The organism is Spirosoma lituiforme, from assembly GCF_054776635.1.
The window spans coordinates 23,935-44,748 of sequence record NZ_BAAHBO010000006.1 but is presented as its reverse complement, the minus strand read 5'-3'; the positions used below and the strand labels follow the sequence as shown (position 1 = coordinate 44,748).

Here is a 20,814-nt window from a genome sequence, read left to right as displayed (position 1 = left end):
CCTACTATGCAACAGGCACTTACATTACGCACTAAAATTCAACTGGGTATTTACACCGTCATAAACCCATTTGTCAAACTACTGATCCGGCTGGGCTTAACGCCTAACATGGTGACCACCATCGGGCTGGTCCTGAACGTGGGTGTCGCCCTAATTTTCATTGCCGGGGCCGAGCAGGGAAACCGGGGTGACTTCAGTTACATTGGCTGGGCCGGGGCTCTGGTGTTGTTTGCCGGTCTGTTCGATATGCTGGATGGCCAGGTGGCGCGGCTGGGCAAAATGAGTTCGTTGTACGGTGCCCTTTTCGATTCGGTGCTGGATCGGTACAGCGAACTGATTATGTTTCTGGGCATTTGCTACTACCTCATTTCGCACCACTATTTCTTCAGTTCCCTGTTCGCTTTTATTGCCCTGATCGGCTCCATGATGGTCAGTTACACCCGCGCCCGCGCCGAAGGCTTGGGTATCGAATGCAAAGGGGGGCTTATGCAACGCCCCGAACGGGTCATCACCATTGGCGTATCGGCACTGGCCTGTGGTTGTTTTGCTCCGCTGCTGGGGCCTGATTTCAAAGTGTACATACCCGGCGTGCCGATCCATGTCTTCGAAACGATGTCGATTTTTACCCTGCCGCTGGTGGTAATGGCCATAATGACCAATATAACGGCCTATAACCGGCTTCTGGATGCCAAAAGAGGACTCGAAGAAAAAGAGAAACCGTCGTCGGCAAAAACACTAATCGTAACGCTCTTCCTGCTCGGCAGTATGCTGGGCTTTTCCGGGCCGGCCAGCGCTCTGGCGGTCAGCGTCCTGCCAGACGATACGCATCAGGACAAGGTAAAAGTGAGTTTCCCCGTACCAAAGGGCATTCCCAACCAGTTGTTTTACCTTCAGCGGGACCCCAATTCGAACACGATCGTTTGTACCCTTAACGTGAAGAACGGTAAGCTGGATAAGCAGGACCCGGTTCATATTTTCTGGATTCGTTACACCGAGCAAAATCAGCAAAAAGAACTTTCCTACATTCAGCGCACATTTGCTTATGGCGTAAAAGCCCGTCCGGTGGCCAATGAGCAGTACGAGCTGACCTTTGTGTCTTACAAAAAATTGCCCCTGCATCTGGTCAAGTCAGATCGGGATGCTGGCTATTATGTCTACGCAAACGTGAACCAGAAGAAAGTGATTCTCAACCGGATTTATCTCCACATCGAAGGGGGTACCATGTGGGTGCCAAATGTGAAATACATTCAATTGGAAGGTACGAACGCGTCAACAGGTGAGTCGACGGTCGAACGGATCATGGTCTAGACATGAATCAACCCACGGAAATAAGTAACCCATCCATTCGTAAAGGCGTTCTGGTGGTAAGCCTGGCCTCAATGGCTTATCTGCTTTTGTCGTACATACTGGTCGGCTTCAAATTCGACCAGCTTTTTCTGGTTGGCCTGGTAAACGGATTGTATTACGCGTCCAGTCAGAGCCGTAAGTTCGTAACGGGTTTTTCTATATTCGCCGTTTACTGGATCGTTTTCGATTACATGAAAGCGTTTCCCAACTATCAGTACAATCCGGTACACATCGAGTCGCTTTACAATCTGGAAAAGAGGCTATTCGGTATTAACGTCGGCCCGTCAATTCTGACGCCTAACGAGTACTGGCTGATGCACAAGATCCCCTTTCTGAACGTGCTGACCGGGCTGTTCTACCTGACCTGGATACCCATTCCGCTGTCATTTGCCACCTATCTTTTCTTTAAAGACCGCCCTGCGTTCTATCCTTTTGCCCTCACGTTTGTTCTGGTCAATCTGCTGGGTTTCATCATCTACTACCTGTATCCGGCGGCTCCCCCCTGGTACGTACAGACGCACGGGTTTGATTTCGAGCCGCATACACCTGGCAATACGGCTGGCCTGGCCAAGTTCGATCAGTATGTGGGAGCCCCCGTGTTTGCGTCTATTTACGCTAAAAGCTCGAACGTATTTGCCGCTATGCCCTCCCTGCACTCGTCTTATCCGGTAATTGTTATGTATCACAGCTTTCGAAAAAGGCTGGGCTTGGCCAACTGGTTTTTCGGTCTGATCATGGTCGGTATCTGGTTTTCTGCTGTGTACACAAGCCACCATTATGTACTGGATGTACTGGCTGGCATCACCTGCGCGCTGACGGGCATCCTCCTCTTTCACCAAGTACAGAAAACGGGTTGGTTACAAGCCTTCATCCGAAAAATGGTGGCCCTGACTGCCTGAAAAAGCCGTATAAACCACGAACTGTCCAAAGACAGATAGTAGTCTATACAGCAATGAGACTCGAACAAACGAGTTGTCTATACTTTCAGATACTCCCGTAACTCGGTGGCATCCTGAGCACTCATGCGCCCGGCCAGCACCAAACGCAGCTGCCGCCGACGGAGCGCACTGATATACCGGTCTTTTTCTTCGTCCGTTTCGGGAATAACGGCTGGTACCTCAATGGGTCGGCCACTCTGATCGACGGCCACAAACGTGTAGTAGGCGCTGTTGGTGCTGACCCGATGCCCGGCTGGAATATCTTCTGCCCAAACCTCAATAAAAATTTCCATCGATGAACTGAATGCCCGGGTTACCTGAGCTTTCATGGTAACGATGTTGCCCAGTCGGATGGGTTCTGAAAAGGATACGTTATCGACGGAGGCTGTTACGACCAGACGGTTCGAGTGTTTTTGGGCGGCAATGGCGGCCGCAATGTCCATAAAGTGAAGCAATCGCCCACCCATCAGGTTGTTGAGCGTATTGGTATCGTTGGGTAATACCATCTCGGTCATAACCGTAATGGATTCGCGGGCATGTTTGGGTTGGGGCATTTGTTGATGATGCGTTAGGGCAGCCCTTTTTAGGCTTTACAAACCAACGACCAAAAACGCAGACCGACAAATGAAGACCCGGATTTGCCACCAGGGGTAGTTGAATCGGTGATTGTACTGAACGGTTAAACGAACTAGTGTACCGGTGTTGCCGAACAATCAATTTTGGTCAGTACGTATGTATATCCAGCTTTGGGGTCTTTGAGCACCCATTTGCCCTGCTGTTCGGTTCGTTCGCCCTCAAGCCAGGAAATGCTGTCTCCTTGCCGAAGCAGATCGAGTACGTAGGGCTGGGTAATTCCTTCGCCCGCCCGCTGCCAGTCAACCCGAATCTGACCCGCCTGAACGGTTCCTTCGAGAGGCCCCCGTGCCCGGTCTTTCTCGTAAGGATTATTATCTAAATACCCCGTAACCCGATCACCATTGATAACTAATTGGAGCGTTGTGGTATCCCGGCTCAGAACCTGGCGGAAGCAAAGTGTGTCGGCGGATGCGGATGCTTTTTCGGTTGCCTGAGTCGTTGCCGACTGTTCGGATGAATGGCTCCGGCAGGCAAGCGTACCCGCTAATAAGCCAATAACGAAGTAATTACGCATAATGGATGGAGCGATGTTTATGAACTAACCGTTGCTCTGATCAATAGTTTGCGAGCGTAAACGGGCTTTTGGGTGAATACATGAAGAAATGTAAACAAAACAATTTAGCAGTTGTTGATTGCTGAACGGGTAGCCTCTACCATTCGTTTACAAACTCCTGATCTCTCATGTTATTAATCAAAAACGCATTCGCAGGGCGGACGTGGGCCTTACTGGCCATCATGCTAGTCACCCTGACTTTTTCGTTCACAGCCTGTAAACAAGCTGATACCCCACCCCCGGCCATTTCAACAATTGGTGATCTTATCAATAACGGAAGCCGGTTTACCTTGCTGAAGGCCGCTCTTGCACGGGCTGGGTTAGACGGAATGCTCACCCAGGCGGGCACCTACACCGTTTTTGCCCCAACTGACGATGCCTTCAAAGCTTTTGGTTACGTTGATGCTGCAGCTATCAGCGCGGCCCCGGTCGATTTGCTCAAAGCTGTTCTTCAGTACCACGTACTTAGCACCCGAGTTGGCACGTCGGATATTCCGGTAGCCATCAATACATCCCAGCAAACGCTGGGCGGCTTGCCCCTCTATTTGTCGAAGGTAACCTCTACCTCGGCTACATCGACCTCGGCCACGTCGGCTACTGTTTCCATCAACGGTGCTCGTATCCTACAAGCCGACGTCGTTGCCAGTAACGGTACTATTCACGCCATTGACCGAGTGCTGTTGCCACCTGTCTTCGGTAACATTGTCGCTACGATTCAGAGCATTCCGTTGTTGTTGCCAACAGCTTCGTTCAAGCTGCTTCAGGCGGCTGTTGCGAAAGCAGGCATAGGAGCTTCGCTAACAGCAACGGGTCCATTAACGGTGTTCGCCCCGACCGATGCCGCCTTCAGAGCCGTAGGCATTGACTCGGCGGCCATTGCCAGAACCCCGGCCACAACCCTGACCTCGATACTGAGTTACCACGTACTCAACAGCCGTACGTATACGCCACTCATTACCAGCGGGGCCAGTCTGTCGACCTTGCAGGGGGGCACTATTACAGCGGGTGGTAGTACGACGGCTCTGACCGTTACCGGCAAAGGAAATGGTGGTACCGCATCGACTATTGTTGGTCCTGACATTACGGCGACAAACGGCGTGGTGCACATTATTGACCGACTGCTACTGCCTCAATAAACGCATTTAATAATGGGAAGCGCACGAATGGCGCAGCGATCGTTGACGAAGAGAATTACTTTTCTTTGCGGTCTCTGCGCCATTCTTGTGTTCTGTTCATCAAATCTGCCAGCGAATAAAGAAAGGGGCTTCAGCGCGTAGCCAGTGCCATTCCTGGAATCAAAAGGCCTTTCTTCCTGTTGTAATTCAGGGAGATTTTCTCCGCTTTTTCCAGCAATTTATGCGGCCAAAACTACCCGATTGTCGCCAAGACTTTCGACCTTTGGCCGACTGATCCGTTACATCCATCGAATGGCCAAACCGACTAAAAAACTGTTTTTGTTAGACGCGCTTGCGCTCATCTACCGCGCTCATTTTGCTTTCAGTAAATCTCCCCGCATTTCGTCGCGGGGGACAAATACCTCGGCCGTTTTTGGCTTCATGAATGCCATGATTGAGGTATTAACCAAGGAGAAACCCACGCACATCGGCGTCGCTTTCGACTCGTCTAAGAAGACATTCCGGCACGAATCGTTTCCGATGTACAAAGCAAACCGGCAATCGCAGCCCGAAGATATCAGCGTCGCCATGCCTTACATCAAGCAGATTGTGGAGGCCATGCACATTCCCATGCTGATTCTGGATGGGTACGAGGCCGACGACATCATTGGTACGATTGCCAAAAAAGCGGCTTTGGCTGATTTCGAGGTGTATATGATGACGCCCGACAAAGATTACGGCCAGTTGGTTGAGGAACATATTCACATCTACAAGCCTGCCTTCATGGGCAAACCCGCCGAGAAACTGGGTGTGGCCGACATACTCGAGCGCTGGCAAATCGAGCGGATCGATCAGGTTACGGACATGCTCGGCTTAATGGGCGACTCGGTCGATAACATTCCGGGTATTCCAGGCATTGGCGAAAAAACGGCCCAGAAACTGATTGCTGACTTTGGAACGGTAGAAAACCTGATTGCCCGCGCCGACGAACTGAAAGGCAAACTGAAAGAAAATGTTGTCAATTTCGCGCAGCAGGGTTTGCTGTCGAAAGAGCTGGCGACCATTCATCTAGATGTGCCGGTACCGTTTGACGAAGAGCACCTGCGCCATACTGAATACGATAAGCCCCGGTTAGCCGCTTTGCTGGATGAACTGGAATTCCGGCAGATGAAGACCCGTTTGCTGGGAGGGAGTTACGACGAGAAGCCACTGCCGGCCGCCTTTAAAGCCGGTGGAACGTCGCAAATGAACCTGTTCGATTCGCCTGCGGAAGACTCTCCCGGCGGAAACTCGCCTGCGTTTCTGCCTTTCCCGAATATGGGGGCGTTGAACCCCTCCGGTGCAGACGATCTGCCGTTTGATTTTGGGTCGGACACGGCCCCCGCACCTGCCCCGGTCGAAAAACCGAAGAGCAAACGGACATCCGTAAAAGTGCCTGTGGCATCGGGCGCTGAGGCTACCAGCAAAAAAGTATCGGATACCATCACGACGGACGATGCCGTGGGGGCCGAGGTGACCGAAACGGATCAGCCAGACGGCCAGACGCCAGCCTACCTGGATGTGTATCCGGATTATGAACTGGATGAAAATCAACCCGAACGACGCAAGACGATTCTTTCCGTTAAACACGACTACCGGCTGATCGACACGGATGAACTGCGGGCCAGTCTGGTGCATTACCTGAATCTCCAGCCAAGCATTTGTTTTGATTCGGAAACCACGGCGCTCGATCCCGTCGAAGCTGATTTGGTTGGCCTGTCCTTTGCCTATCGTACTGGCGAAGCATTTTACGTACCCGTTCCGGCCGATCGCGACGAAGCACAGGCCATCGTTGATCAGTTCAAGCCTGTTTTCGAGAATCCTGCGATTGAAAAAATAGGGCAGAACCTGAAGTATGACCTGCTGATGCTGAAAAAGTACGGTGTGGAAGTACAGGGCAAACTGTTCGATACCATGATTGCCCACTATCTGATTGAGCCGGAAATGCGCCATAACATGGACATGATGGCCATGACCTACCTTAATTACAGCCCGGTCGAAATTGAATCGCTGATCGGTAAGAAAGGAAAAGGCCAGCTGACCATGCGCGACGTGGATGTTCAGAAGGTGGTTGATTACGCGGGCGAGGATGCCGATGTGACGCTTCAGCTGAAAGAAGCCTTTGCGCCCCGGCTTGAGAAAGACAACCTGCACAAGCTGTTCGATCAGGTCGAAATGCCGCTGGTACAGGTGCTAACCGACCTGGAACTGGAGGGCATCACGATTGATACCAATGCCCTGGCCGAACTATCTGCCACGCTTGAGGTCGATATGCGGCAGGTGCAGCAGGAAATTTTTGCCATTGCCGGTGAGCCGTTCAACATTGGGTCGCCGAAGCAACTGGGCGAGGTGTTGTTCGATAAGCTCAAGCTCGATAAAAACGCGAAAAAGACCAAAACCGGTCAGTACGCGACGGGAGAAGAGATTCTGTCGAAGCTTGAAGCGGAGCACGAAATTGCCCGTAAGATTCTGGACTATCGGGAACTGATCAAACTCAAAAACACGTACGTAGATGCCCTGCCGTTGCTCATCAGCAAGCGTACGGGGCGCATCCATACGTCGTTCAACCAGGCGGTAGCGGCCACGGGCCGTTTGTCGTCCACAAATCCAAATCTGCAGAATATTCCCATTCGTACCCCCCGCGGCCAAGAGATCCGTAAAGCGTTTGTACCCCGCGGGCCGGAGTTCGTTATCATGTCGGCCGACTATTCGCAAATCGAGCTGCGGATCATGGCGGCCTTCAGCGGTGACCAAACTATGCTCGAAGCCTTCAACAACGGCGTTGACATTCACACCCAGACGGCCAGTAAAGTATTCCATGTTGGGCTGGATGAGGTAACCGGCGATATGCGCCGAAAGGCGAAAACCATCAATTTTGGTATCATCTACGGTATCTCGTCGTTTGGTTTGTCGCAACGGCTGAAGATACCGCGCAAAGAAGCAGCCCAGATTATCGAAGAATATTTTGCTGGTTTTCCGGCGGTAAAAGACTACATCGATCAATGCATCGAAAAGGCGCGGGGCTTTGGGTATGCCGAAACCATTCTGGGCCGTCGGCGGTACCTGCGCGACATTAATTCGCGTAACCAGACCGACCGGATGTTTGCCGAGCGAAATGCCGTGAACGCGCCCATCCAGGGCAGTGCCGCTGACATGCTTAAGATTGCCATGATTCAAATTCATGCGTTCATGCAGGCCGAGCGACTAAAGTCAAAAATGATTCTGACCGTACACGATGAACTCGTTTTCGACGCTCACCGCGACGAGATTGACCTGCTACGTGATCGGGTTGCCGACATTATGAAAAATGCCATTCCAATGGGCGTCAAAATGGAAACGGGAATCGGCACCGGCGAAAACTGGCTGGTCGCGCACTGACATGGTCAGGGATATTTTCCATCCAATTGTTCGGGCAGCTGTGGCCTGAAGCGTATGGCAATAAAAATTCCGCCTTGACTTAACGGCTCAAGGCGGAATTTTTATTGCCATTTATCCACCTTATACGCCCATAAATCATTTTTCATGCGGCTCTAGAACAGAAAAGAGTAATCTTGGTGAGTAATTTCCCAACCAGTTCGCTCATGAAAAATACACTTGTACCCAACCATAGTAGCTTGGCGGTTGTACTTCTGCTTGTCACGGCAACCTTATCCTTCGCGCAGCCAAAAGCCGCTAAAATTGATGCGCTGGTCAAACAGTACGCAGCCAACGGGCAGTTCAATGGGGCCATTTTGGTAGCCGACAAGGGGCAAGTTGTTCTTAAAAAAGGCTACGGGATGGCTAATATGGAATGGACTATTCCGAACGCGCCCGATACAAAGTTTCGACTCGGCTCCATTACCAAGCAGTTTACGGCCATGCTCATTATGCAACTGGTCGAGCAGGGTAAGCTGAAACTGACCGGTAAAATCACCGATTACCTGCCGGATTACCCAAAAGCAACCGGCGATAAAATCACCATCCACCATCTGCTTACTCATACATCGGGTATCCCGAATTATACTAACGTACCACGCTTCTTCGAGACATTGGCCCGCAACCCCTACACTCCTCAGGCGTTTACGAAAGAGTTTTCTGGCCTGCCGCTGGATTTCGAGCCGGGCTCGAAATTTACGTACAGCAACTCCGGCTATTTCCTGCTGGGCGTGATCATCGAAAAAGTAACCGGGAAACCGTATGCGACTGTGCTGACAGAGAACATACTCAAACCCGCTCAAATGGCCGACACAGGCTACGACTTGTTTAGTCCTATTTTACCCAAACGGGCCGCCGGGTACGAAAAGCAGGGGGGCAAGTATGTAAATGCACCTTATTTGGATATGTCTATTCCATACGCAGCTGGCTCGATGTACTCAACAGTGGAGGATTTATACCGTTGGGATCAGGTTTTGTACACGGACAAACTGTTGTCGGCTTCGTCGAAAACGGTTATGTTTACCCCGTTCCTGGGTAGCTATGAAGAAGGTGCCGGGTATGCGTACGGGTGGAGCATAGGCAAGACCAAGGTTGGCGAACGAAAAGACAGCTTGTTACTGGTCGAACACGGCGGGGGAATTAATGGCTTCAATACGATCATTAGCCGTTTACCGAATGACAAGCAGTTCGTTGTCCTGCTGAACAATACCGGCCGGGCACCCCTCAGCGATATGCGCCAGAATATTTTACGGATTCTGTATGACCAGCCCGTGGAGTCGCCTAAAAAGCCCATTACGGATATGCTCCGACAGTCAATTCTGTCGGAACCGCTGGCTAAATCCCGCGAAAAATTCAATGCCTGGAAGACAGACAAAGCCTATAGCGTCAATGAGAATGACCTGAATAATTTGGGTTACGAACTCATGCGCGATGGCAAACTACCTGAGTCAATTAATGTCTTTACGTTCAACGTGGAGGCTTTCCCAAACTCTTACAACGTCTACGACAGCCGGGGTGAAGCCTACATGACGGCCAGCAATAAAGCCGCAGCGATTCAGGATTATAAAAAATCGGTGGCCCTGAATCCCCGAAACGTAAACGGATTCGATAAACTGAAGGAATTGGGTGAAACGGTTGAGGCCCCGAAAGAAGTGGCCGTTGCCGCTGTGGATGAGGCTACGCTGGCATCGTACGTGGGGACCTATCAACTGGCCCCAAGTTTTTCCATTGTTATCACTCAACAAGGAAAAAAGCTGTTTGGACAGGCAACTGGCCAACCCGCCTTCGAACTATTCCCTGAATCCAAAACCAAGTTTTTCCTCAAAGTTGTTGATGCTCAGGTAACGTTTGTCAGCAATGACAAGGGTGAGGTAGAGCAACTGATCCTGTACCAGAATGGTCGGGATATACCGGGAAAACGGGTACGCTAATCGTCAGGAAAATAGAATAATTTCAAGATAAAGGTAAAAAATACGCAAGCTGTTTGACGAGCTTGCGTATTTTTTATGGCCTGGGCTATCGAGTATCTATAGCTTAGGGGAAGGGGGTAAAAGGTGCGACAGCTATGTTGGTCAGGCTTTTGACTTAGTCTATCTACTTATTTACTAGACCGCAAGGAATATAAATTGTATTGACTGATTAATAAATTAGAACATTTGGAGAGTGGGGAACAATTTTGTACTTTTTTTATTTGGCTGATATAGTGGGCCACCTATTAAAGTGGCCTATGGTGAGCTTTCTACGTTGGAAGCATCCACAAGCTGTCAAAAAATAGTACGCTGCAAATGAAAAAAAGTCTGTTACCCCTCGCCATAGGCGGCTTCGGTATTGGCATGACGGAGTTCGTGATTATGGGCATTCTGCCCGATGTGTCGAGCTCATTACAAATCTCCATTCCCGTTGCCGGACACCTTATTTCGGCTTATGCGCTTGGTGTTGTGCTGGGTGCCCCGTTGCTGGTTGGTATCGCCGGAAATTATCCACCCAAGAAAATTCTACTGGGCCTGATGGCTCTGTTTACGTTCTGCAATGCGCTTTCTTCATTTGCCCCGAATTATGAAATCATGATGGTAACCCGGCTATTATCCGGTTTGCCCCATGGTGCATTTTTTGGCGTAGGTGCTGTCGTTGCGAGTCGGTTGGCAGGCAAGGGAAAAGAAGCTCAGGCGATTTCGATGATGTTTGCCGGGCTCACTGTCGCCAACATTATTGGTGTACCGCTGGGTACATACATTGGTCACACCATGAGTTGGCGGATCACGTTTATTATTATAGCTGCCGTTGGGCTGGCCACGATGTTCAGCATTTATAAGCTGCTGCCGGTTATGCCGGTGGTAGGTGAGTCTAATCTGCGGAAAGACCTCAAGCTGTTTACCAAAACCGAGCCCTGGCTCATTCTGGGCATCACCGCCATCGGAACCGGTGGGCTGTTTGCCTGGTTTAGCTACATTGCCCCTCTGCTGACCGAGGTAGCTCATTTTGGTAGCAGTCAGATCACTTGGATTCTGGTGCTGGCGGGTCTGGGTATGGCAACGGGCAACCTGATTTCCGGACGCATCGCCGATTTGATCTCACCCAGTAAGGCGACGACTTTATTTCTCCTGTTAATGACCGTGTCGCTGATCGGTGTTTACCTGGTATCCTCTTATCAGATTCCGCTGTTAATCATGACATTCATAACGGGGGCTATTGCGTTCTCGTTGGGAGCACCCATTCAAATCCTGATGATTCGGGCGGCCAACGGCTCCGAAATGCTGGCTTCGTCAGTTAGTCAGGCTGGATTTAACATGGGTAATGCACTCGGCGCGTATCTAGGCGGTCTGCCCATCGCGGCTGGTCTGGGCTATGCTTCGCCTGAGTGGGTTGGCGCTGGTCTGGCCTTTTCTGGGTTTCTGCTGGCGGTAGTTGTCTATTTCCGACAAAAAGAAAGAGGAGTAGAAGAAAACGAAGAACTGGAAAACTACGAACTGGTTGCCGGTCACTAGGCTATAATTCGCTCGTCTGACTGCGTCATTGAACCGGTTCAGTAAAACTTGTGTCATTCTATCAACGGATTCCGTACTTTACGCGGAATCCGTTTTTATGTATAACCATTTCCCTTATGAGCTTTCTACTGTTTTTTCTTGGGCTGGCGCTTGTCGTTGCCTTTCTCTCCGTAGTTATCGTGCAACAGGGCACCGTGGCTGTGATCACAGTTTTCGGTAAATATGCCCGCGTTCTTGGGCCTGGTCTAAATTTTAAGATTCCCTTTATCGAGGTTATCTACCGCCGGATATCCATTCAGAACCGATCTGTCGAACTGGCGTTTCAGGCCATCACGGCCGATCAGGCAAATGTCAATTTCAAAGCCATGCTGGTCTATTCCGTGTTGAATCAGGAAGAAGAAACCATCAAAAATGTAGCCTTTAAGTTCATTGATGAGTCTTCGTTCATGCAGGCGCTGATCCGTACCATCGAAGGGTCAATCCGGAGCTTTGTGGCGACCAAACGACAGTCGGAAATTCTGGCCCTTCGTTCCGAAATCATCGAACACGTAAAATCCCAACTTGATACGCTGCTTGAAAGCTGGGGCTACCACCTGACAGATTTACAACTGAATGACATCGCTTTCGATGAAGTCATTATGCGGTCGATGGCTCAGGTAGTGGCGTCGTCAAATTTAAAAGCCGCTGCAGAAAATGAGGGACAGGCGCTGTTGATTACAAAGACAAAAGCAGCCGAAGCCGAAGGAAATGCGATTCAGATTTCGGCCGAAGCGGAGAAAACGGCTTCTCAATTACGCGGTCAGGGCGTGGCTTTGTTTCGGGAAGAAGTAGCCAAGGGGATGGCCGAGTCGGCTAAAGTAATGACCGAAGCGAAGCTGGATGCGTCGCTGATTCTGTTCTCGATCTGGACAGAAGCGATCAAGCATTTTGCCGAGAACGGGCGGGGCAATGTTATTTTTCTGGATGGCTCAACCGAAGGGATGGAAAAGACGATGAAGCAGCTTCTGGCGGTCGAAAAGATGAATACCAATGGCGACTCGGGTACGATCATTACATCGCCAGCGGGACCAGAAAGACGCTAACGTGCTTTAATCCGCAAAAAATGTTGGGAACGTTGGGCGTTTTGATTGTTCTCACTAACAAACCCTGATTCACGCACAATGACAAACTTGCTTTTTCCCACAGATTTTTCGAATCATACGACAGCCGCTCTGGACTGGGTACGGTTGTTTGCCAACAAGACGGGCGCAACCGTCACATTGTTGCACGTTTACCAGCCTATGATTCCTGATTCGACCCTGCCTACCGTTGGCGATCCGGGCTTAGGGATTGTAGCTTCTCAGGAAATCGAAGAAATCAGCCGTCAGCAAATTAACGAGCTGGCCACCAGATTACGGGCAGAAGGCCTTTCGATTGAGGTTGAATGGCGGATTGGTTCGGTTGATGACGAAATACTGGAGGTTGCCAAAGAGCGTTCGGCTGATCTGATCGTGATGGGCCGCAGTAATTTAACTACGTTCTTCGACCGGCTGGCTGGTAGCGCCGTTACGGATGTAGCCGGTGAAGCACGATGCCCTGTGTTGATTGTGCCAACCACGGCCGAGGGGGAATCCGTCCGTCCGGCTCAAGTTCGTACGATTGCATACGCCATGCAGGCTCAAACCACGCAGGCCCAGGTTACCTTTCAGACAGAATCGCTGGTAGACGCGTTTGACGCACAACTGGTTGTACTTACGGAAGACAAGCTGGATAACGCTCAGGCCGATCTGATTGTAATGGAACTATCGCCCAAAGCAGGCTTCCTGGACAATCTGCTGCACCCGAACCATACCACGGCCCTGATCGAAAAGTCGGACATACCTGTGCTGGTATACCACGAAAAGAAATAGCCTGTTTCAGGCATAAAAAAGGCCGGTTCGTTGTCGAACCGGCCTTTTTTATGCCTGAAAATCGATATTAACCAACGCTGCCTTCCAGGCTGATTGCCAGCAGCTTTTGGGCTTCAACGGCAAATTCCATGGGGAGTTGATTCAATACTTCTTTCGCGTATCCATTGATGATCAGGGCTATCGCCTGCTCCGTTGGAATACCGCGCTGGTTGCAGTAAAACAACTGATCTTCACCAATTTTTGATGTCGTAGCTTCGTGTTCTACGGTAGCCGACGCGTTATTTACTTCAAGATATGGGAACGTGTGAGCGCCACATTTATCGCCTAACAGCAGCGAATCGCACTGGGAGTGATTCCGGGCATTTTCGGCACGTTTCATGACTTCAACCAAACCCCGATACGAGTTCTGGCTTCTACCCGCCGAAATACCTTTCGACACGATCCGGCTCTTGGTGTTTTTACCAATGTGGATCATCTTGGTACCCGTATCGGCCTGCTGCATGTTGTTGGTAACCGCAACAGAGTAAAACTCGCCAATTGAATTATCGCCTTTCAGAATCACCGACGGGTATTTCCAGGTAATCGCTGAGCCGGTTTCGACCTGCGTCCAGGAGATTTTAGCGTTCGGGCCATCGCAGATACCGCGTTTGGTTACGAAGTTGTAGATACCACCTTTGCCGTCTTTATCGCCGGGATACCAGTTCTGTACGGTCGAATATTTGATTTCGGCATTACCCATCGCAATCAGTTCGACAACAGCAGCATGAAGCTGGTTTTCATCGCGCATGGGAGCCGTACAGCCTTCGAGGTAGCTAACGTACGATCCTTCGTCGGCAATGATAAGCGTCCGTTCAAACTGACCCGTTCCGGCTGCGTTGATTCGGAAATAAGTAGACAGCTCCATGGGGCAACGAACGCCCTTCGGAATGTAGCAGAACGAACCGTCGGTAAACACCGCTGCATTCAAAGCCGCAAAGTAATTGTCTTTGGCAGGTACTACAGAACCCATGTATTTTTTCACCAGCTCGGGGTGCTCATGAACGGCCTCCGAAATGGAACAGAAAATAATACCGCGTTCGGCAAGATCTTTCTTGAACGTAGTTGCTACCGAAACCGAGTCCATAACGGCATCGACGGCTACCCGTGGGCGTTCCCCCGGTGCCGCATCCAGACCCGGTGCATCAACCACACCCGTCAGACGCTTCTGTTCGTTCAGCGAGATACCAAGCCGATTGAACGTGTCAATCAGTTCAGGATCGATTTCGTCGAGCGAGTTGACTGTTTTCTTCTGTTTCGGGGCCGAATAGTATTTAATAGCCTGATAGTCTATTTTAGGATAGTTGACATTGGGCCATTTCGGCTCGGTCATCTCCTGCCACATCCGAAAGGCTTTCAGGCGATTTTCGAGCAGCCAGTCAGGTTCGTTTTTCTTGGCAGAAATGAAACGGATCGTCGTCTCATCAAGACCCACGGGGGCCTCGTCAGCTTCGATCAATGTCTCAAATCCGTACTTATATTCGGCGTTGGTTATGCTTTCTAAAATATCCGCGTCCTTGCTCATAGTCTCGGTTAATTGCGTGGTTTTCGCACCACGGCAACATATTTTTAACAATCTGCCGGGTGGGTACGTTCCGGGCAGGCTGGACAAATATCGGAAACTTTCCGCTATTTCGGGCATCTCCGTTCTATACTCTATCTGCTACTAGCTGTATATATACAGAAAGCGATTTTCGTAAAATTGCTACGCTAAGATGAGTAGGGCCACTGCCCAATTATTCCCGCGGTTCGTACCTTCATAAGCCATTTGTCCGGATGGTTTTGCTGGCGTATGAGCGGTTCGTCCTCACGAACCACAGAAGCAAAATTGATAGCTTGGAAGATATGCAATCAGGATCTAGAACGATATTCACTAAAATAAGCTTCGCTCAATACCCATTTCCAGGCCCCGTAATTCAGCGAGCCCGCGCAGTCGTCCAATGGCTGTATAGCCAGGATTTGTTTTCTTGGCGGGGTCAAGGTCGTCAAGCATCCGGTGGCCGTGATCGGGACGGAACGGGAGCCGATAATCTTCCCGGCCAACTTGTTTTCGTCGGTTCTGCTCCGTTAGCAACGCTTTCATGACACCATACATGTCTACATCGCCCGCCAGGTGATCGGCCTCATGGAAGTTACCATCGGCATCGCGCTGGGTGGCCCGCAGGTGCACAAAATTGATGCGATCGCCCAACCGTTCGACCATGCCTGCCAGATCGTTATCGGCCCGTACGCCATAACTCCCGGTGCAAAAACATAAACCGTTGTACGGGCTCTCATGAGCCGCCAGCAATTGTCGGGCATCGGCCTCGGTGCTGACTACGCGGGGGAGGCCTAAAATCGGAAACGGTGGATCGTCGGGGTGAATGGCCAGTCGAATGCCCGCGTTTTCGGCTACGGGTGTCAAGTCAGCGAGAAACGTGTACAGGTTTTGCCGAAGTGCGGTCTCATCTACGGTTTTGTAACTCTGCAGTACGTCCGCAAAAGCGTCAAGGGTGAAACTTTCCTCACTGCCGGGCAGGCCCGCGATGATGTTGCGCGTCAGGCGGTGAACGTCAGCATCCTGGGCAGCCTCGAGCCATTGCCTGGCGCGGGTTAGCTGTTGTTCCGAGTAGCTTTTTTCGGCGTTGGGCCGTTTAAGAATATACACCTCGAAGGCGCAAAATTCGGTTGTATCGAAGCGAAGCGCCGTAGAGCCATCAGGCAGCCGGTAGTCCAAATCGGTTCGGGTCCAGTCGAGTACGGGCATGAAATTGTAACAGACCGTGTCGATGCCGCAAGCTGCCAGATTGACCAGACATTCCTTGTAATTGTCGATGTACTGTCGATAGTTGCCCGACCGTTTTTTGATGTCTTCGTGAACCGGTACGCTCTCCACCACTGACCAGCGTAGGCCCGCTTTTTCTATGATGCCTTTCCGTTCGATGATGGCGTCTTGGGGCCAGACCTGCCCATTTGGAATTTGGTGAAGGGCCGATACGATACCCGTTGCACCCGCCTGCCGGACGTCCGCCAGCGATACAGGATCGTTCGGGCCGAACCACCGCCATGTTTGTTCTAATGCCATTAGTTGAAGATTATTTTTCGTAAGTCAGCCCATCGCCGAACGTAAACAGGGCATAACCTTTCGGCTTCATATAGCCTGGCACATCCGACTGATTGTCGAGCACCGCCTGCCGCGAAACGGGTGTCGTGAACGGCATTTTGCCCGTTGGTTTAAACGTTCCGCTCAGCACGTCTAGCACGGCATCGGTGGTTGTGCCAAAGGTAGCCAAAACGGTTTTTACGTTTGCATTGTCTACTTCATCAATTACCCAGGGGCTGGTGTAATTGATGAGTAAAACGGTTGGTTTGGTGCTGGTTATCGCATTGACATGGGCTACATCAATCTTGTTTTTCGACAGCTGTAATTCGATAGGTGCCCCGGTTGAGCTGAACAAACTGCCCCCATTGGGAGTAAGCCATAACACGACCACGTCAGCCTCCTCCTTCGTGCTTACGAACCTTAGTTCACCCGTATTTTCCTGCGGTTTAATAACCGTATAAGGTGTTTGAGTACGGCCATTGTCGTAATACGATTCCATATACACCTTTGTTTTGGGGGCCAGCGGGAGGAGGTTGGCGCTGTTTCGTAGCAACACGATGGACTTGCGCATGGCCAGATTACTCCGTTTCTGAAAGTCGGTATTGCCCACCGTTCTCTGCGCCACCTCCGCATCGACGTAGGGGTTTTCGAATAGGCCCAGCAGGAATTTTTCGCGCAACAAACGGGCCACCGACTCGTTGATTCGCTTTTCGGAAACCAGTCCTTTTTTCACCGTTTCCAGCAACAGCGATGGATCGCCGGAGCCCGAGAACAAATCCACCCCACAGTCGATGGCTTTCTGATACCGTTCCAGGATGCTTAACGTCTCTACGCCCCAGGGCATCATCTCAATAGGACCCGTATCGGAGTTAATGATGCCCTGAAAGCCCATTTTGCCCCGGAGCAACTCTTTGATGATTCCTTTGTTGTAGGCGAAAGCCACTTCCTCATATTTGGTGCCGATGGGTTTGGCATAGTAGGGCATGATGGCTGATGTACCGGCATCTATGGCCGCCTGAAATGGCTTGAGGTGGTAGTCGAACATGTTGCCGGGGTAGTGCTGATTTTTACCCCAGTCGAAATGAGGATCCTGGCCCGCTACCTGCGGCCCGCCACCAGGAAAGTGTTTCGTGGTCAGCGCTACCGAATGGCTCCCAAGTTTAGGTCCCTGAAAGCCCAGTACAACTTCGCGGGTCATATCGGCTGTCCAGTCGGCACTTTCGCCAAAAGTGCCTTCAATCCGCTGCCAGCGCGGTTCGGTAGCAAGGTCGGCCATGTATTGGTAGCCTTTGCGTATGCCGACGGCGGCCCATTCCTGACGGGCAATATCGGCAAATTCACGGGTGAGCTTCAGATCGTGCATGGCCGACAGCCCCAGTTCGCCCGGCCATTTGGAGAAGACAGTTGTACCGACGCTGAGCCCAATGGAGGCATCAATTGTAATGTGGTTGCGTGGATTCGATGCAACAAGAGCCGGTATGCCCAGCCGGGAGCTTTCGCAGAGAGCCTGCAAATTATTACTCCAGTCGGCCAGGGTTTTAGCCGATGTGTTGGCGCGAAGAATAAAATGACGTAACTGGTTTTGCATCACCCCTTTGGTTGTTCCGGCGGCCATCATCATGGGATAGGGCAGCGGCTTTCGGGTGAACATATTGGTGCTCTGTACCAGGTCCTCCTCGTTGAATCCGCTGGTAATTTCCGACTTCGGGGCTCCCTGCTGAAATGAATTATCCCCGGCCAGTCGGGTTGTGCTAATGAGCATGAATCCGACTTTTTCCTCAAGCGTCATGCGCGAAATCAGGTCCTGTACCCGCGTCTCAAGAGGCAATCGCCAGTCTTCGTATTTGTCGAGTTTGCCGTTCTTGTTCAGGTCTTTGAACGACAAACCATTTTGCGTCAATGGTTTTACGGACCGGTAACCAAGCGTTGGCTGGATGGGTTTTTGCGCCAGCGCGTTGATAACAAATACCGAACAAGCCAGTAATGTAGCTCGCCCGACAAGTACTGATTTACTGCGTAAATACATGGCTTTTCTGCGGTTAGGAGAGTGCAGGGTCTGGGAAGATTGGAGAACTGATTTACGGTATGAATACAATTAAGATGAATTGTAAAAAAAGAAGAACAGCGACTCGATTAGGGTATTCCGTAGGGAACTACCAGCTGTTGAGTTTAAGCTACTTTATTGGTCTGTACAAACTAATTTGCGTAAAGAGCAGCGTATTTTCACGCAAACGTTCCCGAAACAGGTTGCGTCGACTTATTATAGTTTAAACTATTCTGCAGATAGTAGTATAAACAGGTAAGTCTGGAGTTATCAGCACTAGCGTATCACTAGTGTATACAGCCTGAAGAATATAACTTTTTTACTATTGATTCCCGCATGAAGACGGTTACCATTAAAGACTTAGCCCGTTCTCTGAATCTCTCCACATCAACGATTTCGCGGGCTCTGCGGGATAGTTCTGAGATAGGTATCGAGACAAAAAGGCGCGTGCTGGAACTTGCTCAACGGCTCGATTATAATCCGAATCCGGTAGCCCTGAGTCTACTCAGCAATCAGACGAATGACATTGGGGTTATTGTACCGGAAATTGCAAATCCATTTTTTGCCATCGTGATCGCAGGCATTGAAGATGTGGCGTTTGCCCAGGGGTACCACGTCGTTATTTATCAAAGTCACGAAGATTACGAACGGGAGGTGCTGAACGTGAAGCACATTTACAATCGGCGTAAAGATGGCTTGCTGGTATCTGTTGCCACATCGACCACCGATTATACCCACTTCAAAAATATTCACGAACGAGGGTTTCCCATTGTCTTCTTCGACCGGATTTGTGAAGAAATAGACACGCATACTGTGTCGGTCGATGATTTCGAAGGAGCTTACAAAGCAACGGAGCACCTGATCAAGCAGGGTTGCGAACGCATTGCCCATGTATCGGGGCCCAGGCATTTGCTCATTAGTAGACGGCGGTTGCATGGTTACCGGGCTGCTTTGCTGGATTATAGCCGCCCTATTCAGGATGAGTGGGTGGTTGCCGCAACATACAACGCAACCAGCGCGCTGGCTGCTACCCATAGTTTGCTGGCAAAGACCGAGCGGCCCGATGGTATTTTTGCCTCCAGTGACAACATTGCCATTGGCTGTCATGCGGCCATTACGGAAGCGGGCTTAACGATGCCCGATGATGTTGCTCTGGTCGGTTTTTCCGATCTTCCAATGGCCGCCTTGTTGAATCCTCCGTTAAGCTCAGTAGCGCAACCGGCCTTTGAGATGGGCCGTTCGGCGGCAGAGTTACTGATCAATCTGATCCGAAATCCGGGTGAGCAAAGCACGTCGATTTGTAACGTATTAAAAACGAATTTAGTCGTCAGGAAATCATCACTCCGGGTGGCGGGTGTTGCTGAACGCAAGGGGTAAGCTGGTGGTCCGGTAAGAAGAAAAAAGATAGTCCCAAGGGCCATTTGCTGACCATTGGGACTAATTGACTACCGTACAGCGTCGGAGTGGAATACCTACATCGCTGGCCTGGTCGTTACATTGATCCGGCTATAATACAGCGTTGTCAGACCCTCAAAACCCGAATCGGTACCAACCAGCAACCAGAGTTCTCCCTTGTCACTGCTACGGGCTATAAACGGCTTATCGATGTTGGAGCGGCTGATAAGGGCATAATCATCTGTCTCAGATCCGCTACTGATGTTACCCAGTAAAATGGCGTTTGCACCTTCGTTATTCTGGGCTCCTTTGTCGATATTGATCGTGTAGAAACCGTCCTTTAAAATCTTTACCGGCTCAACGGCAGAAGCCCCTGCTTTGAGGAAAACACTGCTGCCCGGAGAACCGCCAATCCCAATCGAATTGGCTGGATACTTCGATGCCAGTTCGATATCAAAAATGAGGGAGTAATCGGTATTAGGCGTCAGGCCTGTAACCTTTCTTTTCAGAAACATAAACGCATCGTCGCTGCGATTCATGCTTTCGATCAGTATGGACTTACGGGTTGCGTCGAGTGGAGCCGGCAATTCCTGATGGGCTGATTTGAACTCCATGATGTCCGATTGTGCCGTCCCATAATCCGTAATTTCGGCGACCCAACCATCATTATCCCGCTGAAAAGAAGACTGGTAGGGGAGTCCCGGTTGTAAGGGAGTACTCTCCTGCTGGCAGGCGGTGAAGGTGAGCAGATTACTCGTTAGGGCAGCAACTAATAACAACGTTGATTTCATTATTAACTGGATTTGTTTGCTCTATTGACTCCCCCAGATCAGCAACCGTT

At 50.7% G+C, this 20,814-nt stretch carries 15 protein-coding genes; 9 read left to right on the top strand and 6 right to left on the bottom strand.

The features are described from left to right. Positions 1-6 precede the first annotated feature (6 nt). Positions 7-1,308 (top strand): DUF4833 domain-containing protein, encoded by a 1,302-nt coding sequence (locus tag ACYU87_RS19510; RefSeq protein ID WP_461135773.1) that lies wholly within the window; start codon positions 7-9, stop codon positions 1,306-1,308. A 2-nt stretch (positions 1,309-1,310) separates the two neighbouring features. After that, positions 1,311-2,246 carry a phosphatase PAP2 family protein gene (locus ACYU87_RS19505; RefSeq protein ID WP_461135772.1) on the top strand — a complete coding sequence of 312 codons (936 nt, stop codon included), beginning with the start codon at positions 1,311-1,313 and terminating at the stop codon, positions 2,244-2,246. 77 nt (positions 2,247-2,323) lie between these two features. Here ACYU87_RS19505 and ACYU87_RS19500 read toward each other — a convergent pair whose 3' ends face one another. Further along, on the bottom strand, positions 2,324-2,839 hold the full coding sequence (locus tag ACYU87_RS19500; RefSeq protein WP_461135771.1) for an acyl-CoA thioesterase: 516 nt from the start codon (positions 2,837-2,839) through the stop codon (positions 2,324-2,326). Between the two features lie 134 nt (positions 2,840-2,973). Beyond that, positions 2,974-3,435, bottom strand: a complete 462-nt coding sequence (locus ACYU87_RS19495) for a hypothetical protein (protein ID WP_461135770.1) — start codon at positions 3,433-3,435, stop codon at positions 2,974-2,976. Between the two features lie 167 nt (positions 3,436-3,602). On the opposite strand from ACYU87_RS19495, the gene ACYU87_RS19490 reads away from it, so the two are divergent. The 6 genes from ACYU87_RS19490 (at position 3,603) to ACYU87_RS19465 (ending at position 13,416) form a co-directional block, all read left to right on the top strand. Continuing rightward, a complete protein-coding gene (locus tag ACYU87_RS19490) occupies positions 3,603-4,610 on the top strand; it encodes a fasciclin domain-containing protein (protein ID WP_461135769.1) in 1,008 nt (335 codons plus the stop codon). A gap of 291 nt (positions 4,611-4,901) precedes the next feature. Further along, on the top strand, positions 4,902-8,006 hold the full coding sequence (gene polA / locus ACYU87_RS19485; RefSeq protein ID WP_461136043.1) for a DNA polymerase I: 3,105 nt from the start codon (positions 4,902-4,904) through the stop codon (positions 8,004-8,006). A 203-nt stretch (positions 8,007-8,209) separates the two neighbouring features. Then, the gene (locus ACYU87_RS19480; protein ID WP_461135768.1) at positions 8,210-9,973 is read left to right on the top strand and encodes a serine hydrolase; all 1,764 of its coding nucleotides are present in this window, start codon (positions 8,210-8,212) and stop codon (positions 9,971-9,973) included. Between the two features lie 354 nt (positions 9,974-10,327). Beyond that, the gene (locus ACYU87_RS19475) at positions 10,328-11,527 is read left to right on the top strand and encodes an MFS transporter (RefSeq protein WP_461135767.1); all 1,200 of its coding nucleotides are present in this window, start codon (positions 10,328-10,330) and stop codon (positions 11,525-11,527) included. Positions 11,528-11,643: 116 nt separating this feature from the next. Further along, positions 11,644-12,609 (top strand): SPFH domain-containing protein, encoded by a 966-nt coding sequence (locus ACYU87_RS19470; protein ID WP_461135766.1) that lies wholly within the window; start codon positions 11,644-11,646, stop codon positions 12,607-12,609. A gap of 78 nt (positions 12,610-12,687) precedes the next feature. Further along, on the top strand, positions 12,688-13,416 hold the full coding sequence (locus ACYU87_RS19465) for a universal stress protein (RefSeq protein WP_461135765.1): 729 nt from the start codon (positions 12,688-12,690) through the stop codon (positions 13,414-13,416). 67 nt (positions 13,417-13,483) lie between these two features. Here the strand turns inward: ACYU87_RS19465 and sufB are convergent, their stop codons facing one another. From sufB to ACYU87_RS19450, 3 genes are all read right to left on the bottom strand, one after another. Further along, positions 13,484-14,977, bottom strand: a complete 1,494-nt coding sequence (gene sufB / locus ACYU87_RS19460) for a Fe-S cluster assembly protein SufB (RefSeq protein WP_461135764.1) — start codon at positions 14,975-14,977, stop codon at positions 13,484-13,486. Between the two features lie 348 nt (positions 14,978-15,325). After that, on the bottom strand, positions 15,326-16,516 hold the full coding sequence (uxuA, locus tag ACYU87_RS19455; protein ID WP_461135763.1) for a mannonate dehydratase: 1,191 nt from the start codon (positions 16,514-16,516) through the stop codon (positions 15,326-15,328). A gap of 10 nt (positions 16,517-16,526) precedes the next feature. Beyond that, positions 16,527-18,560: a glycoside hydrolase family 3 protein gene (locus ACYU87_RS19450; RefSeq protein WP_461135762.1), complete on the bottom strand. Its 2,034-nt coding sequence runs from the start codon at positions 18,558-18,560 to the stop codon at positions 16,527-16,529. 354 nt (positions 18,561-18,914) lie between these two features. Between ACYU87_RS19450 and ACYU87_RS19445 the strand changes: the two genes are divergently transcribed. After that, positions 18,915-19,955: a LacI family DNA-binding transcriptional regulator gene (locus tag ACYU87_RS19445; protein WP_461135761.1), complete on the top strand. Its 1,041-nt coding sequence runs from the start codon at positions 18,915-18,917 to the stop codon at positions 19,953-19,955. A gap of 95 nt (positions 19,956-20,050) precedes the next feature. Here the strand turns inward: ACYU87_RS19445 and ACYU87_RS19440 are convergent, their stop codons facing one another. Further along, on the bottom strand, positions 20,051-20,764 hold the full coding sequence (locus tag ACYU87_RS19440; protein ID WP_461135760.1) for a hypothetical protein: 714 nt from the start codon (positions 20,762-20,764) through the stop codon (positions 20,051-20,053). Positions 20,765-20,814 lie beyond the last annotated feature (50 nt).

Coding starts and splice junctions, on each gene's coding strand:
- ACYU87_RS19510 (WP_461135773.1), top strand. CDS start 7: ATGCAACAGGCACTTACATTACGCACTAAAATTCAACTGGGTATTTAC.
- ACYU87_RS19505 (WP_461135772.1), top strand. CDS start 1,311: ATGAATCAACCCACGGAAATAAGTAACCCATCCATTCGTAAAGGCGTT.
- ACYU87_RS19500 (WP_461135771.1), bottom strand. CDS start 2,839: ATGCCCCAACCCAAACATGCCCGCGAATCCATTACGGTTATGACCGAG.
- ACYU87_RS19495 (WP_461135770.1), bottom strand. CDS start 3,435: ATGCGTAATTACTTCGTTATTGGCTTATTAGCGGGTACGCTTGCCTGC.
- ACYU87_RS19490 (WP_461135769.1), top strand. CDS start 3,603: ATGTTATTAATCAAAAACGCATTCGCAGGGCGGACGTGGGCCTTACTG.
- polA (WP_461136043.1), top strand. CDS start 4,902: ATGGCCAAACCGACTAAAAAACTGTTTTTGTTAGACGCGCTTGCGCTC.
- ACYU87_RS19480 (WP_461135768.1), top strand. CDS start 8,210: ATGAAAAATACACTTGTACCCAACCATAGTAGCTTGGCGGTTGTACTT.
- ACYU87_RS19475 (WP_461135767.1), top strand. CDS start 10,328: ATGAAAAAAAGTCTGTTACCCCTCGCCATAGGCGGCTTCGGTATTGGC.
- ACYU87_RS19470 (WP_461135766.1), top strand. CDS start 11,644: ATGAGCTTTCTACTGTTTTTTCTTGGGCTGGCGCTTGTCGTTGCCTTT.
- ACYU87_RS19465 (WP_461135765.1), top strand. CDS start 12,688: ATGACAAACTTGCTTTTTCCCACAGATTTTTCGAATCATACGACAGCC.
- sufB (WP_461135764.1), bottom strand. CDS start 14,977: ATGAGCAAGGACGCGGATATTTTAGAAAGCATAACCAACGCCGAATAT.
- uxuA (WP_461135763.1), bottom strand. CDS start 16,516: ATGGCATTAGAACAAACATGGCGGTGGTTCGGCCCGAACGATCCTGTA.
- ACYU87_RS19450 (WP_461135762.1), bottom strand. CDS start 18,560: ATGTATTTACGCAGTAAATCAGTACTTGTCGGGCGAGCTACATTACTG.
- ACYU87_RS19445 (WP_461135761.1), top strand. CDS start 18,915: ATGAAGACGGTTACCATTAAAGACTTAGCCCGTTCTCTGAATCTCTCC.
- ACYU87_RS19440 (WP_461135760.1), bottom strand. CDS start 20,764: ATGAAATCAACGTTGTTATTAGTTGCTGCCCTAACGAGTAATCTGCTC.